Raw genomic sequence first — 15,140 nt, 5'->3', positions numbered from 1 at the left:
CAGATGACGGATGGCGGCCTTCATGGCGCGGTGTTGTTTCAGGCGTATGCGATGTCGCCCACGGCCTTACGAATGGCGGCGATCGCGCGGGACTTCTCCGAGCGACGGTCGGTCACGAGCACGTCGATGCGGTCCGCGGGACACCAGGCGACGCGGCTGCGTACGCCCATCTTGGAATGGTCGGCCGCGATGACGATGCGGCGCGCATTGGCGCACATCGCCCGTGCGATCTCGGCTTCTTCCATCTCGAAACTGCTCGCGCCGGCCTTGGCGTCGATGCCGACCGGCGAAAGGATGGTGAGGTGCGGTTGATACCGTGCGATCTCGGCGACGGTGGCGGCACCCTGGGTGCAACCCGTTTGCGCGTTGAAGCGGCCGCCCAGCAGGTGCACGTCGTTGCCGGCCCGCGCGGCGAAGCGCGCGGCCACGTCCACCGCGTTGGTGACGATGGTGAGCCCGCTGCGCGTGGCGAGTGCCTCGGCCACGAGGTTCATCGTGCTGCCCGCATCCATGAAGATGGTCTGGCCACTGTCGACCAGGCTGGCCACCTTCTTGGCGATCGCGCGTTTCTCGCGCACCCGCGTGGCATGGCGCACGTCGATCGGCGGCTCGTCGCCGGTGAGCACCGCGCCGCCGTGCACGCGGCGGATCTCGCCGCGCTCGGCCAGTTCGACGAGGTCGCGGCGGATCGTCTCGCGCGACACGCCCAGCTCGGTGACGATCCGCTCGACGGACACCTGGCCGCTGGTGCGCAGCAGGTCGCGAATGCGGGAATGCCGTTCTTCATGCCACATGGCGTCGGTCCTTGAGTACGTGGAGGAGGAGGCGCATCGCGCCGAGTGCGAATGCGCTGGCAAGCACGACGCACATCGCATACGCGGCGGCTTGCGCGAGGAAACCGTTTTCGTCCAGGCGCATCACCGTGACCGAGGCGAGCCCGAGTTCGGGAGTGACCAGGAAGATCACGCCCGACAGCGTCACCATCGAGCGCATGAACAGGTAGAAGAAGGTGGATATCGCCGCCGGCGCGGCGAACGGCCATACCGCGTCGCGCAACACGTGGAAGGTCGTGCCGCCCGATACCGCCACGGCGTCGTCCAGCGCTTCCGGTACCTGGCGCATGCCGGTCTGCATGGTGAGGAAGGCCTGCGCGTGGTAATGGAAGAGGCTGCATGCCGCCACGATCGCCACGCTTCCGTAAAGCCAGCTGGAAAGTGGTCCGTGGTTGAAGGCCAGCACGTAACCCAGGCCCAGCACGAGGCCCGGCACGGCGGCAGGCAGGGAGGCGATGAACTGCGCGGGTTTGGCGATGAACGGCGGTGCGCGGCGCAGGCCCGCGGACAACGCGAACACCAGCAGCACGCCGGCGCCCGCGGCAAGCAAGGACATGGTGACCGATGTCGCCACGGGACCGTATCCGTCGGGCATGCCGCCCATGTAGTTGGCCAGCGTGAGCGTCCGGTCGTACGGCCACAGCTTCACCACGCTGACATAGGCGACGGTGGCGACGACGCCGACAAGAGGCAGCAGGGCCAGCAGCGAGATGCCGCCCAGAACGATGTCACGCCACGGGTGCCGCGCGGGAACCAGCGTGCGCCCCGGGCTCGCGTCGCCCGTGTCCTGGCGGCGTTTCGCCAGCCGGGCCAGCCAGACCGAGATCAGGGCGGGCGCCAGCAGCACCACGCCCAGCGTCGCGCCCATGGCGAAATCCAGTTGCCCGACCACTTCGCCGTAGATCTCCACCGCCAGCACGCGGTAGCTGCCGCCGACGACCACGGCGCTGCCGAAGTCGGTCAGCGTTTCGGTGAAGACCAGGAACGCCGCCGCGAGCAGGGCGAAGCGCAGCCGGGGAATGGTCACGTCGAGGAACTGCCGCCAGGGCGTCGCACCCATGGATTCGGCGGCGTCGTAATGGCGTGCCGGCGTTCGGGCCAGCGCGGCGGAAACGATGATCACCACCTGCGGCAACCCGTAGAGCGTGTTCGCGATGAGCAGGCCCCAGAAACCATAGATATCGGTGGGCAGGCCGGTAAGCCGGTGCACCAGCCCGTTACGTCCGAGCAGGCAGACGAGGCCCAGCGCGAGGACGAGCGAGGGCGCGAGCATCGGCAGGAGCAGGGCGCCACGGATCAGGGCCTTCCCGGGCAGGCGGGTACGATGCAGCGCCATCGCCAGGCACAGCCCCAGCGAAACGGTGCACAGCGTGGTGGCGACGCCGATGAGCAGGCTGCGCAGCGCCGCTCGTGGAAGCCCGGGATCGTCGAACAGGCGTACGTAGTTCGCGAATGTCGGCATTCCCTGTGCATCGGTGACGCTGTGCACGAGCACGGTCGCCAATGGATGAAGGAAGAACACGAGCAGGCACAACAGCGGAACCGCCAGCAGGAGCATGCCCGTCGCGCGCATCGTGTTCATGCGCATACCCACGCGCCGCGCAGCGCATCCACGGAAACGGGCTCGCCCCGGTTCAACGCACTGCGTCCGGGCTGCTCCACCAGCAGCTTCCGTCCCCGCCAGGCGAGCGTGATGCGCGCGAGGTTGCCGAGGAAGACGGTGTCCTCGACCACGGCCTCGCCGCGCGGGTCGCTTTCGATCACCACGTCCTCGGGGCGCAGGCACAGCTCGTAGGTGGCCTCGTCGCCGGGCGGGCGCCGTTCGAGGAAGCCGGGTATCGCATCGCGCACGAACGCCGTCGGCAGCAGGTTGGCGCGGCCGATGAACTCCGCGACGAAACGGGTACGCGGTCGCTCGTAGAGGTCGCGAGGGCTGCCGGTCTGTTCGATCCTGCCGCGATTCATGCAGACGATCGTGTCCGCCATCGCCAGGGCTTCTTCCTGGTCGTGCGTCACCATGATCGTCGGGATGCCGAGCGCACGCTGGAGCAGGCGGATCTCCCCGCGCAACTGCCCGCGTATGGCGGGATCGAGCGCGGAGAGCGGTTCGTCGAGCAGGAGCATGGCCGGCTCGGTGGCGAGGGCGCGGGCCAGCGCCACGCGCTGCTGCTGGCCGCCGGAGAGTTCGTCGGGGAAGCGCGCGCCGAGGCCACCCAGGCCGACCCGTTCCAGCAGTTCGCTACAGCGCGCGGCGATCTTCGCCGGAGCGTCGCGGCGCAGGCGCATGGGGTAGCCGACGTTGGCCGCGGCGGTCATGTCGGGGAACAGGGAATAGGCCTGGAAGACCAGGCCCATGCGCCGCTCGCGCGTGGGTAACGCGCTGATGTCGCGACCGCCGAGGATCACGCGCCCCGCGTCCGCCGCGGTCAATCCCGCGACGATGCGCAGCAGGGTGGTCTTGCCGCAACCGCTGGGCCCGAGCAGGCAGACGAACTCGCTCTCCCCGGCGTCGAACGAGACGCCGTCGAGCACGGTATGCCCGTTCCATGCCTTTGCGATGTCGTCGATACGCAGGTGCATTCCCCAACTCCCCAAGGCCGGCGCGTCAGCGCGTCAGCCGCTTGTATCTGGCGATGAGCGCCGCGCGTTCGCGCGCCGCGGTGGCGAAATCGCGCACGGGCAGCGTCGCGACCAGGTCGGCGGGCAAACCCTGCCGCTGTTGTTCCGCGCTCGGCACGCTGCCGGGAGCGGCGACGATCTCCTTGTAGCCGCGATACAACGCGGCCGCTTCGGGCGACGCGGTCCAGTCGAGAAAACGTTTCGTGTCATCCGCGTGCGGAGAACCCTTCATCAACGCGGATGCCTCCAGTTCGTAACCCTTGCGTCCTTCCGGGATCACCATCGTCACCGGATAGCCCTGGCGGATGGATTGCATGGCCGAGAAGGCGAACGAGATGCCGATGGGAAATTCGCCGATGCGCGCGAGCTTGCACGGTGCCGAACCGGACAGGGTGACCTGGCCGACATTGCGCGCGATGTCGCGCAACAGGTCCATGCCTTCGGTATCGCGGCCGGCATCCGAGAGCGAGGACACCAGCATGTAACCCGTGCCGGACGACGAGGGATCGGGCATGGCCACCTGGCCCCGGTACTTCGGCGAGGCGAGGTCGCGCCAGCTGCGTGGCATCGGCAGGTTACGCTCGGCCAGGGCCTCGCGATTGACGCACAGGGCGGCGAGGTATCCCGTGGGTGCGAACCAGAGCCCGTCGGTGGCGCGGAACGCCGCCGGGATACGGTCGATGTTCGGCCCATGTACCGGCGCGAGCAGCGTGGCGATGCGCGGTTCGAGCATGTCGGTGACCGCCATGCCCCAGATCGCGTCGTTTCGCGGTTCGGCCGATTCGGCGAGCAGGCGCGCGGCGAGGTCGCCACTGGACAGGCGAAGGACACGGATGTCGAGGCCGGGCAGGGCCTTCTTCGCCGCGTCCAGGTAGGTGGCGATCTCGTCGCTTTCCAAGGCGGAGTACACGGTGACCGTACCGGCACGGGCCATGCCACAGGCGGCCATGAGCAGCGCGATGACGCTTCCGATTTGGCGGTATGGACGCATGGCCGGTTTTTTCACCCTGTGACGCGGTTCGTCGAAGCTGCCCCACGGAAGGTTCATGATGCACCCCACCATGTGGCATTTTGGGTATATTTGCAAACCTGTGGCTTCCGAGTCCACCAGAGAATTTTCGTTTTTGTCATCATCCCGAAACGTGCGAACGCTAGGCCGCGCACGTCTTTCCAGCCAGGAGTGTCGTTGATGGAATCGTTGTCCGCCGCAGAGCGGAAGGAGTTCGAGGCATTCGCCGCGGGTATCGCCGATAACGCGCGTGCGTTGTCCCTGCCGAGATTCCGCCGCCCGGTGGATGTGACGCTCAAGGGTGACATGAGCCCCGTGACAGCCGTGGACCGGGGCGTGGAATCGATGTTGCGAGAGCGCATCGAACTGGCGTGGCCCTCGCACGGCCTGCTCGGCGAGGAATACGGGGCGACACGCGTGGATGCGGAGTACGTCTGGTCGATCGATCCCATCGATGGCACGCGCAGCTTCATTTCAGGCTGGCCGCTCTGGGGCACCTTGCTGGCCTTGCTCCGCCACGGCAAGCCGGTACTCGGCGTGCTGGACATGCCCGTGCTGGACGAACGCTGGATCGGGCACACGGGCGTGGGAACGACGATGAACGGATTGCCTTGCCGTACCCGTGCGTGCGAGACCCTCGCGGCCGCCACGCTCTACACGACCACGCCGGACATGTTCAGCCCTGACGAATGGTCTCGTTTCGACCGCACGAGCCGTGCCGCGTATGCGCGCCGTTTCGGCGGCGACTGCTACGGCTATGGCATGTTGGCGGCCGGCCATATCGATGCGGTGGTCGAGGCCAACCTCATGCCGTACGACTACCTCGCCATCGCGCCGGTGGTCGAAGCCGCCGGTGGCGTCATGACCGACTGGGAAGGCCGCGCTCTCGGCCTCGACAGCGGCGGTCGCGTCGTCGCCGCGGCCACGCCCGCCTTGCATGCGGCACTCATCGAATCGCTCGCCAGGGACTGACGCCGGATGTTTTCCCGCGATCGCCGCCGTTTCCTCCATGCCGCGGGCGCCACCGTCGTCGCCTCGCTGGTCGCGCAGGGTTTCCCTGCGGCGATCGCCCGAGCGCTGGCGACCGGCCCCGACCGCCGCACCGGCACGATCGCGGATGTCGGTCATGTGGTGATCCTCATGCAGGAGAACCGTTCGTTCGACCATTACTTCGGCAGCTTGCGCGGTGTGCGTGGCTTCGCCGATCCGCGCGTGCTGGAACTCGGCAATGGCGATCCGGTGTGGCGCCAGCCAGTGACGGCGGCGCGCACGAAATACTGGAAGGCACGCGGCATCGGTGACGACGTGGGCTGGGTCTATCCCTTCCACCTGGACACGCGCGCCTGCGGCGATCATCACGAGGGCACCGACCATGGCTGGAGCAGCGGCCACGGTGCCTGGAACCTCGGCCGCAACGACCGTTGGATCGAACAAAAGCAGGACGTGCTGACGATGGCGTACCTGCGCCGCGAGGACGCGGCATTCCATTACGCGCTCGCCGACGCCTTCACCGTCTGCGACGCGTACCACGCCTCCGCACTCGCCGACACCGCCATCAACCGGATCTACCTCTGGAGCGGCACGGCCGATCCTTCCGGGCGGCTGGGCAAGAAGGGCAATGGGCCGGGCACCGAGGAACGCCCCGATGCGGATGGCTATACGTGGACCACGTATCCGGAGCGGCTGGAGAAGGCGGGCGTCAGCTGGCGCGTGTACCAGGGTGGCACTGGCGATCCGGGCTCGCCGACCGACAACTACACGGACAACTCGCTGGAGTTCTTCGCGAAGTACCAGGTGAAGGAAGGCGCCGATCCGAAGGGTTCGCTCGTGCGCAACGGGGTGTCGAACCACAGCCTGCGCGAACTGCGCGACGACGTGTTGCACGATCGCCTGCCACAGGTGACGTGGATCGTCGCGCCGTACAAGTACAGTGAACATCCCACCTCGTCACCCGCCGATGGCGCTTTCTACATTCGTCGCGTCATGGAAGCCTTGACCGCCAATCCGAAGGTGTGGAGCCGCACGGTCCTTTTCCTCAACTACGATGAGAACGACGGCTTCTTCGATCACGTGGTACCGCCGGCGCCGCCACTGGAAAGCGGCGAGGACGGGCAGGGCATGGTTTCCGACGACCTGCTCGCCGGCCTGGGCGACGAGATCATGGACCTCGACGCCCACCCGAGGATCTCGTCGCCGCTCGTACCGGACAGCGATCCACGCGGCGAACAGCCGGTCGGCCTGGGCAATCGCGTGCCGATGATCGTGGTCTCGCCGTGGACCCGTGGTGGCTGGGTCTGCTCGGAAACCTTCGATCACACCTCGGTGCTGCGTTTCCTCGAAAAGCGCTTCGGTGTCGAGGAGCCGAACATCAGCACATGGCGCCGCTCGGTATGCGGCGACCTGACCAGCGCCTTCGATTTCGCCGGCAACGCCGACCAGCGCGTGCCGACGCTGGGTGTGCCGGCTGGTTCGGATGGCAAGGCAGTCATCACGGTACCGCACGAGCAGGCCATGCCCGTGCAGGAGCCGGGCACGCGTCCATCGCGCCCTCTCGGCTACGCATGGACGGTCGAACACCGCCTGGATGCGGACAGCAGTCGCATTGCCTTCGCCAACAGCGGCCGCCTCGGTGCCGCTTTCCTCGTCTACGACGGGCTCCAGCGCGACGCCCCGCCGCGTCGCTACGCGGTCAGCGCGGGCAAGCGCATCGAGGATCGCTGGGCGCTGGCGAAAGCCGGCGACGGCTACGACCGCCGCATCCATGGCCCGAATGGGTACTTCGCACACCTGCGTGGGTTCGCCGGTGATGGGTTGGAAGTGGTCGTTGCAGGCACGTCAGGCGCTCGCAGCGTTGACGTGCGCCTGAGCAACCGGGGGACGACGAGCGTGACCGTCCGCGTCACGGATGCGTATGGCAGCACGGCACCCCGCGATCTCGAACTCGACGCTGGCCAGTCGAAGACCCTGCCGCTCGATCTGACGGGCAGTGCCGGGTGGTTCGACATCGCCGTTACCACGCCGAGCGCACCACGCTACCTCCGGCGTTTCGCCGGGCATCACGAAGACGGTAAACCTGCGACAAGCGATCCTGGTCCGCGGAGGCTCTAGTAAAAATGGTTCTTCAGGCATTTCCGGGGTTCGCCTGGTGCGGGGCTCGGCTTCGCCCTCGCATTCGTTGTGTGCGTGGCGGGGAGCTGCCGGGCGCCACCCTCGGCGCGACGGTAGTCGCCGTCCCTTGGGGAGGGATGCCGCTGCGCGGCCGTGTTTGATGGCTGCGCCCCTTCGGGCTCGGACGGTCGGGCGGGGGTTTCCGATTCGCCCTCCTGGCTCAGCGGAAACGGCCGGCCATCCCTGGCCGGCCCCCTGCGGGCCTTCTCCGCCCGCCCGTCCTCGGCTCCTAATGTCGCGCCGAGGGTGGCGCCCGGCAGCTCTCTCGACCCTGGGGTGGGTGGGAAGGAAAGAGCAACGCTCGCCGCGTGTCGCGTGTCGCGTGCCGCTCTCCGTGTTGCCTACCGCACCCGGGTGGGAAGCGGGCTGGCCCGCGAGTCCTCGATCCCTCCGCTGGCGAAGGAGGCCTTGCACTGATCGAGCGAGGCTTGTCACCGCTCGCTCGGTTGCGATGCATGGCCTCGCTCGAAATAGGGGTGACGAATCGCGGGCCAGCCCGCTTCCCACCCGCGTGAGGGGGGTTCACACGGAGACGGCATCCACCCGAGTCGCGGGCCTTGCTTGTGCCACCGACCCTCCTGGTGCGACGGGGCGCCAGCCATCAGACATGGCTGCGCAGCGGCATCCTTTCCCGAGCGACGGGGTAACCGGAGCGACGAGGGTGCGGTCTACGGCTCCGCCTACCGCATTATCCATTTTCCAGACGACACGCCTGTCCCTGACCACTTGAAGCCGACGCCATGACCGAATGGAAGGATCTTTTACCTCTCGACGACATGCTTGCGCGTATTGCCTCGTTTCCGGTTGACGAGATTCGCATCGACCCCAACGCGCAAACTGTCTGGGGTTCTGTGGAAGTGAAGAGCTTGAAGGCGGCCGGGAGTGTGTTCGTTCTTTCCTGGGACTATGTCGACGTCCAGTTCAAGTTCGAAATGTATGTTACGTCGCTTGATGAGCGAACCTCCGAATTGTCGGGCAGCTGGAAAACGGTGGCTACGATGAAGCCTGCCGCTCGCATTCTTTTCCTGGTTCGCGCGGAATGGATCAGGCCGGCAATGTCCGGCGAGGTTCCAGATGCATACGAACAAGTCATAGAAGAGGGTGGGCGACTGGATGTTGCGCCAGCTTCGGCCATCGCGGGAGGCCTTGGACTTCGGGGCATCATGCTGATGGGAGACACGACGGATCAGCGAGTGGGTGTCATTGGAATTGACGACAGCCATGGTTACAGCCTTCAGTGGCTTTCAGAGCACGCCGCGATCGATGCGTACCTGTCGGACTGCCACGTTTACGACCTGGATGCGCTGAGGGCATTCAGAAAGCGGGTTTCTCGCGCTGACGGTGATCCGCTGCGAGCTTAGCGCATCGCTTCCGCCGCCTTCTCGCCGCGAAGCGCGCCGGCGCGGCCGGGGGCTTGGGTGAGCGCGGTCTTGAACGCGGCCAGCGCCGGTCCCGGTTGCTTCTGTGCCAGCAGAAGCTCGCCGAGTTGTTCGCGCGCGGGGACGATCGGTCCCGGTGTCACCGGCCGCTTCTCGACCCGGTCTTCCCGTTCGGCGGCATCGGTCATCAAGGCGACGGCGGCAGCGGCGTCGCCGCTGGCCTGGGCGGCCCATGCCTTTACTTCGGAAGCGAGGACGCCGGTCTGCGTGGACCAGTAGTCGTCGCCGGAGGTCTTGAGCTGGGCCTCGATCTGGTCGAGACGGGCCGCCTGGGCGCGCGCTTCGTCGGGATGGCCGCTGCGTGCGAGGCCCAGGCCCTTCGCCCACACCGCGATGGCCACCACCGAGGCGGGCGCGCCGTCGGGTGGCGCGATCGTGGCGGCCTCGCTCCATCGCCCTTGCTCCATGACTTCGCGAATCGGCATGGCGGTCGCGGCATAGGCGACTCCGAAGTCGCTCATGTCAAGGCCGCGCATGGTCTTCAGGTCGCCGATGACCGCCCGGGCCTCCTTGTCGCGGCCGGTTTGCATGTACGCGTAGACGAGATAGTCCATGGCGTGCAGCTGGCCCATGGTGTCGCCGTGCTCGCGCGCCGCCTTTTCCGAGGCGAGGTTGGAGTGGATCGAATCGTCCCACAGGCCGAGCCGGGTGAAGATGTGCGAGGGCATGTGCAAGGCATGCGGCGCCGAAGGCGCGATACCTGCGTATTTCCTCGCCGCCGGCAGGCCGCGTCGCGCGAGTTCGGCGCTATCGCAAGCGTGGATCAGGTAGTGCGCGATGCCAGGGTGATCCGGGTATGCGCGGAACAGTGGGTCCAGGATCGCGATGGCCTGCTTCTGCTTCGCGTGTGTCTTGTCGGTCATCGGGGCGTTCGACAACAGGGCCACGGCATAGAACACCTGCGCCTCGACGTCCTTCGGGTTGTCGCGGGCGACGCCGGCCATCGCCTGTTCGTAGCCAAGGGTGCGCAGCGCGGGCATGATGTCGCCGTCCTGATAGAGCTGTCCCAGCGCGCGGATGTATGCCCGCTCGCGCGGTGACGAGGTCGCCGCCAGGCGTGCCGCCGCCCGGGCCGCCGCCTGGCCTCGGGCGAAGGTGTCCGTCGGCAGGGCGGGCGTCCACACGGGGTGGAAGAAAACCATCGCGATGCCCCAGTGGCCCATGGCGCAGGCCGGGTCCTTCGCCACGACACCCTCGAAAGCCTGGCCGGCGGCGGCATAGGCGAAGGAGTGGAGGAGGGCGACACCACGGTCGAACGGCTTCTGCACCGAGGGATCGCACGAGATCGGGAACGACACCTTGCCGAGCTTCTCGGGGATACCGTGGTCGTGCATCTCCTGGGCCCGGGCAGCGGATGCCACGAGCAGCGATACGGCGAGGATGCGCAGGAAAGCGGTCATGCCAGACTCCGTTCATCGGGCGTCGCGCGCCCGCGAGACCGTTGGAATGTACGCCCGCCGAAGGCCGGTGCCCATCGGCAGAAAGGCCGATGGCGATCGTGTGGGCCCCGACCCGGACGGCTATACTCCCCCGTCAGCCCCATCGAACGCCGCCTCCCGTGACCAGCGAACTCTCCTCGATCATCGATTTCATCCGCTACGGCGCCAGCCGTTTCTCGGCCGCCGGCCTGACTTTCGGGCATAGCCACGACAATCCGATCGACGAGGCGACCCATCTGGTCCTGGCCGCGCTGCACCTACCGCCGGATATCCCGCCGGCCTATGGCGCGGGCAATCTGGTCGCCGAAGAGAAAGCGAAGGTGCTGGCGCTGATCGAGCGCCGCGTGACCGAGCGCGTGCCGGTGGCCTACCTGGTGGGCGAGACCTGGTTCGCCGGGCTGAAGTTCAAGAGCGACCATCGCGCCCTGGTCCCGCGTTCGCCCATCGCCGAGCTGATCGAGAGCCGTTTCACCCCGTGGCTGGACGACCGCCATGTGGAGCGCGCGCTGGATCTCTGCACGGGCTCCGGTTGCATCGGCATCGCCATGGCCGAGTACAACCCGGATTGGCGGGTCGACCTCGTCGACATCAGCGACGACGCCCTCTCGCTGGCCAACGAGAACATCGTGTTCCAGCACGCGGACGACCGCGTGCGGGCGATCAAGTCGGACCTGTTCGACGGGGTGAAGGGCGAGGTCTACGACCTGATCGTGTCCAACCCGCCGTACGTCACCAATGACGAATACGCCGCGATGCCGGCCGAATACAGCCATGAACCGGTCCTCGGCCTGACATCGGGCGATGATGGACTGGACATCACCTTGCGCATCCTCGACGAGGCGGCCGACCACCTCAGCGAAGATGGCCTGCTGATCGTCGAAGTGGGCGACAGCGAGCACGCGCTGGTCAACCTGCTGCCGCGCGTGCCGTTCGTCTGGCTGGAGTTCAAGGTCGGGCAGATGGGCATCTTCGCGCTGGAGCGGCGCGACCTCGTCGAACACGCCGCGGAGATCTCCGCGGCGCGTGCAGCAAGAAACTAAATCCTCACCGGAAGCACCGTGTCCTCCAATACGTTCGGCAAGCTCCTCTCCGTCACCACCTTCGGCGAAAGCCACGGCCCGGCGATCGGGTGCGTGGTGGACGGTTGCCCGCCCGGGCTCCCGCTCGACGCGGCGGAGTTCCGCGCCGACCTCGAACGCCGCGCCACCGGCCGCTCGCGGCATACCTCGCAGCGTCGCGAGGCGGATGACATCGAGATCCTCTCGGGCGTGTACGAAGGCGTGACCACCGGCACGCCGATCGCCTTGCTGATCCGCAACACGGATGCCCGCTCCAAGGATTACGGCAACATCCTCGATACCTTCCGCCCGGGCCATGCGGATTACACGTACTGGCAGAAGTACGGCATCCGCGATCCTCGCGGCGGCGGCCGTTCGTCGGCGCGGGAAACCACGATGCGCGTGGCCGCCGGCGTCATCGCCAAGAAGTGGCTGGCACAGCGCCACGGCGTGACCGTGCGCGGCCACGTGGCCCAGATCGGCGAACTCGTGCCGCGCGGCTTCGATGCCGGTGCGATCGAGGGCAATCCGTTCTTCTGGCCCGACGCCACGCAGGTGCCGGAGCTGGAGTCGTACATGGACGCCCTGCGCAAGTCGGGCGATTCGGTCGGCGCCAAGGTCACCGTGGTGGCCGATGGCGTGCCCGCCGGATGGGGCGAGCCGATCTACGGCAAGCTCGACGGCGAACTCGCCGCCGCCATGATGTCGATCAACGCGGTGAAGGGCGTCGAGATCGGCGACGGCTTCGCCGCCGTGGCCCAGCGTGGCACGCAGCACCGCGACGAGCTCAGTGCCGATGGTTTCCTCTCCAACCACGCGGGTGGCATCCTCGGCGGCATCGCATCCGGACAGCCGGTGGTCGTCTCGATGGCGTTCAAGCCGACGTCGAGCATCCTCGTGCCGGGCCGCAGCGTCGATCGCGCAGGGCAGCCGGCCGAGGTCGTGACCAAGGGGCGCCACGATCCCTGTGTCGGCATCCGCGCCGTTCCCATCGCCGAGGCGATGCTCGCCCTCGTGCTGATGGACCAGGCCCTGCGCCATCGCGCCCAGTGCGGCGACGTGGGCGAGGTGCCGCCGCGCATCCCGGGCACGTTGCAGGAATAGATCATGAGCAAGCCGATCGTCTGGATCTCCCGTCCGTTCTTTCCGGACATCGTCGACCGCCTGCGCCCGTGGTTCGAGGTGCGCGCGGAGACGGAGGAGCGTTCGTTCTCGCCAGCGGACCTGGCCGCGCGGTTGGCCGGTGCCGATGCCGCCATCGTCGGCCTGGCCGAGCGCATCGACGCGGCGGCGATCGCTTCCGCGTCGCGCCTGCGCTTCGTGGCCAACCTCGGCGTGGGCTACAACAACCTCGATATCGACGCGCTGACCGAGGCCGGCATCGGCGCGTCGAACACACCGGACGTGCTCAACGAAACCGTGGCCGACTACGCCTGGGCGCTGATGCTCGCGGCGGCCCGCCGGATCGGCGAAGCCGAACGCTGGCTGCGTGACGGCCAGTGGCATGGTTCGCGCTTCGAAGGCTGGCTGGGCGCCGACGTGCACGGCAAGACCATCGGTATCCTCGGCATGGGCCGGATCGGCCAGGCCATCGCACGGCGTGCCTCCGGGTTCCGGGCGAAGGTGATCTACCACAATCGTTCCCGGCTGGCGCCGGAGATCGAGCGCGAGTACGCGGCGACCTATGTGGACAAGGCCAGCCTGCTGGCCGCGTCGGACCACCTGATCCTCGTGCTGCCGTACACGCCGCAAAGCCACCATGCCATCGGCGAGTCCGAACTCAAGGCGATGAAGCCCACGGCCACCCTGGTCAATGTCGCCCGCGGTGGCATCGTCGACGACGCGGCCCTGGCCCGCGCCCTGGCCGATGGCACGATCGCCGCGGCCGCCCTCGACGTGTTCGAAGGCGAGCCGAAGGTCCATCCCGACCTCATGAAACTGCAAAATATCGTGCTCAGTCCACACATCGCCAGCGCAAGTCGCGACACACGTCGCGATATGGCTGCGCTGGCTGTGGACAATGTGCTGGCGGCGTTCGGGCATGGTCCTGACGCCGGCCGGCCGCCCACGATCCTCAATCCGGGTGTGCTGGCCGACGCCAGCTGAACCTGTTTTCCCACGCCTGACGAAAGCGAAGCATGAGCAAGAAGACGAGTTACAAGGTGGCCATGGTGGGTGCGACCGGCGCGGTCGGCGAAACCCTCCTGTCGATCCTCGCCGAGCGGGACTTCCCCGTGAGCGAACTGGTGCCCCTGGCGAGCGAGCGCTCGGCGGGCGGTACGGTCGACTTCAATGGAAAACCTTACGTCGTCCAGGACCTGGCCAAGTACGATTTCGCCGGCGTGGACATCGCCTTCTTCTCGGCCGGTGGTTCCGTGAGCCGCGAGCACGCGCCTCGCGCGGCGGCGGCCGGGGCCGTGGTGATCGATAACACCTCCGAATTCCGCTACCAGGACGACATCCCCCTGGTGGTGTCCGAGGTGAATCCGCACGCCATCGCCGACTACACGGTGCGCGGCATCATCGCCAACCCGAACTGCTCCACGATGCAGATGCTGGTGGCGCTGGCGCCCATCCATCGCGAGGTGGGCATCGAGCGCATCAACGTCGCCACCTACCAGTCGGTGTCGGGCGCGGGGCGCAGCGGCATGGACGAACTGGGCAAGCAGACCGCGCAGATGCTCAACTTCCAGGAAGTGGAGACGGCCAAGTTCCCGAAGCAGATCGCGTTCAACGTGATCCCGCACATCGACGACTTCCAGGCCAATGGCTATACCAAGGAAGAAATGAAGATGGTCTGGGAGACCCGGAAGATCCTCGAGGACCCATCCATCCAGGTGAACCCGACCGCGGTGCGCGTGCCGGTGTTCTACGGCCACGCCGAGGCCGTGCATATCGAGACCCGCGACAAGATCACGGCCGAACGCGCGCGCGAACTGCTAGAGCAGGCACCGGGCGTGGTCGTGCTGGACGAGCGCAAGCCGGGTGGCTATCCGACGCCGGTGGGCGACGCGGCGGGCAAGGACCCGGTGTTCGTCGGCCGCATCCGTGAGGACATCTCGCACGAGCGCGGCCTCGACCTCTGGGTGGTGGCCGATAACATCCGCAAGGGCGCGGCCCTCAACGCCGTGCAGATCGCGGAGATCCTGATCGAGGACTACCTGTAATGAAAGCGTGCGCCGCCGCCTGCCTGCTTGTCCTGCTGTCGCCCCTGGCGCTGGCGGAACAGCGGTCGCCGACGGCTCCGGCACCTGCCGCGACGGCCGAGGCCCGCGCGAGGCTCGAGGCCTTGCAGGGCCAGGTGAAGAGCGAGGACGCCCAGGTCCGCCAACTCAAGGCGAAGGTCGACACGCTGGAATCGAACACGCAGGCCGCCCGCCGCGCACTGGAGGAACGCGATCGCAAGATCGCCGAACTCCAGCGCCAGCTGGAGGCGAAACAGGGCCACTGACCGGGGCCGGGACATGTAAGGGGGGCGTGTACGGGCCTCGCGAACGACTTAACGTTGTCGCGTAACTATCCGTACCCGCTATTGTTAGTTGTTGCTGGGGTGCACTACAGTGGCGCCTTCGCGG

Annotated in this window: 13 protein-coding genes; 8 read left to right on the top strand and 5 right to left on the bottom strand. The window is 67.4% G+C overall.

What is annotated here, in order from left to right:
• Positions 1–38: 38 nt before the first annotated feature.
• The 4 genes from ACR9Y6_RS07490 to ACR9Y6_RS07475 are packed head-to-tail and all read right to left on the bottom strand — an operon-like array spanning position 39 to position 4,500.
• On the bottom strand, positions 39–794 hold the full coding sequence (locus tag ACR9Y6_RS07490; protein WP_481280732.1) for a DeoR/GlpR family DNA-binding transcription regulator: 756 nt from the start codon (positions 792–794) through the stop codon (positions 39–41).
• Positions 784–2,415, bottom strand: a complete 1,632-nt coding sequence (locus tag ACR9Y6_RS07485; protein WP_481280731.1) for an ABC transporter permease subunit — start codon at positions 2,413–2,415, stop codon at positions 784–786. The genes ACR9Y6_RS07490 and ACR9Y6_RS07485 overlap by 11 nt, the downstream gene beginning before the upstream one ends.
• Positions 2,412–3,413 (bottom strand): ABC transporter ATP-binding protein, encoded by a 1,002-nt coding sequence (locus ACR9Y6_RS07480; protein WP_481280730.1) that lies wholly within the window; start codon positions 3,411–3,413, stop codon positions 2,412–2,414. Before ACR9Y6_RS07480 ends, ACR9Y6_RS07485 begins: the two co-directional genes overlap by 4 nt.
• A 25-nt stretch (positions 3,414–3,438) precedes the next feature.
• Positions 3,439–4,500: an ABC transporter substrate-binding protein gene (locus ACR9Y6_RS07475; protein WP_481280729.1), complete on the bottom strand. Its 1,062-nt coding sequence runs from the start codon at positions 4,498–4,500 to the stop codon at positions 3,439–3,441.
• Positions 4,501–4,641: 141 nt separating this feature from the next.
• Between ACR9Y6_RS07475 and hisN the strand changes: the two genes are divergently transcribed.
• From hisN to ACR9Y6_RS07460, 3 genes are all read left to right on the top strand, one after another.
• The gene (gene hisN, locus ACR9Y6_RS07470; protein WP_481280728.1) at positions 4,642–5,433 is read left to right on the top strand and encodes a histidinol-phosphatase; all 792 of its coding nucleotides are present in this window, start codon (positions 4,642–4,644) and stop codon (positions 5,431–5,433) included.
• A gap of 6 nt (positions 5,434–5,439) precedes the next feature.
• Positions 5,440–7,569: a phosphocholine-specific phospholipase C gene (locus tag ACR9Y6_RS07465; RefSeq protein WP_481280727.1), complete on the top strand. Its 2,130-nt coding sequence runs from the start codon at positions 5,440–5,442 to the stop codon at positions 7,567–7,569.
• Between the two features lie 800 nt (positions 7,570–8,369).
• Positions 8,370–8,990, top strand: coding sequence for a hypothetical protein (locus tag ACR9Y6_RS07460; protein ID WP_481280726.1), 621 nt, complete (start codon positions 8,370–8,372; stop codon positions 8,988–8,990).
• Here ACR9Y6_RS07460 and ACR9Y6_RS07455 read toward each other — a convergent pair.
• Positions 8,987–10,468, bottom strand: a complete 1,482-nt coding sequence (locus tag ACR9Y6_RS07455) for a hypothetical protein (RefSeq protein WP_481280725.1) — start codon at positions 10,466–10,468, stop codon at positions 8,987–8,989. The genes ACR9Y6_RS07460 and ACR9Y6_RS07455 overlap by 4 nt on opposite strands.
• Positions 10,469–10,626: 158 nt before the next feature.
• Between ACR9Y6_RS07455 and prmB the strand changes: the two genes are divergently transcribed.
• The 5 genes from prmB to ACR9Y6_RS07430 are packed head-to-tail and all read left to right on the top strand — an operon-like array spanning position 10,627 to position 15,016.
• A complete protein-coding gene (gene prmB, locus ACR9Y6_RS07450) occupies positions 10,627–11,547 on the top strand; it encodes a 50S ribosomal protein L3 N(5)-glutamine methyltransferase (protein WP_481280724.1) in 921 nt (306 codons plus the stop codon).
• Positions 11,548–11,565: 18 nt separating this feature from the next.
• The gene (gene aroC, locus ACR9Y6_RS07445) at positions 11,566–12,669 is read left to right on the top strand and encodes a chorismate synthase (RefSeq protein WP_481280723.1); all 1,104 of its coding nucleotides are present in this window, start codon (positions 11,566–11,568) and stop codon (positions 12,667–12,669) included.
• A 3-nt stretch (positions 12,670–12,672) separates the two neighbouring features.
• Positions 12,673–13,671, top strand: coding sequence for a 2-hydroxyacid dehydrogenase (locus tag ACR9Y6_RS07440; protein WP_481280722.1), 999 nt, complete (start codon positions 12,673–12,675; stop codon positions 13,669–13,671).
• 32 nt (positions 13,672–13,703) lie between these two features.
• Positions 13,704–14,732, top strand: a complete 1,029-nt coding sequence (locus tag ACR9Y6_RS07435) for an aspartate-semialdehyde dehydrogenase (RefSeq protein WP_481280721.1) — start codon at positions 13,704–13,706, stop codon at positions 14,730–14,732.
• A complete protein-coding gene (locus ACR9Y6_RS07430) occupies positions 14,732–15,016 on the top strand; it encodes a hypothetical protein (RefSeq protein ID WP_481280720.1) in 285 nt (94 codons plus the stop codon). Before ACR9Y6_RS07435 ends, ACR9Y6_RS07430 begins: the two co-directional genes overlap by 1 nt.
• Positions 15,017–15,140: the final 124 nt, after the last annotated feature.

Source organism: Luteibacter sp. TLI7-4A (assembly GCF_056754745.1).
Note: the sequence above shows the minus strand (reverse complement) of the source record. Positions and strands in the feature narration are given on the sequence as shown.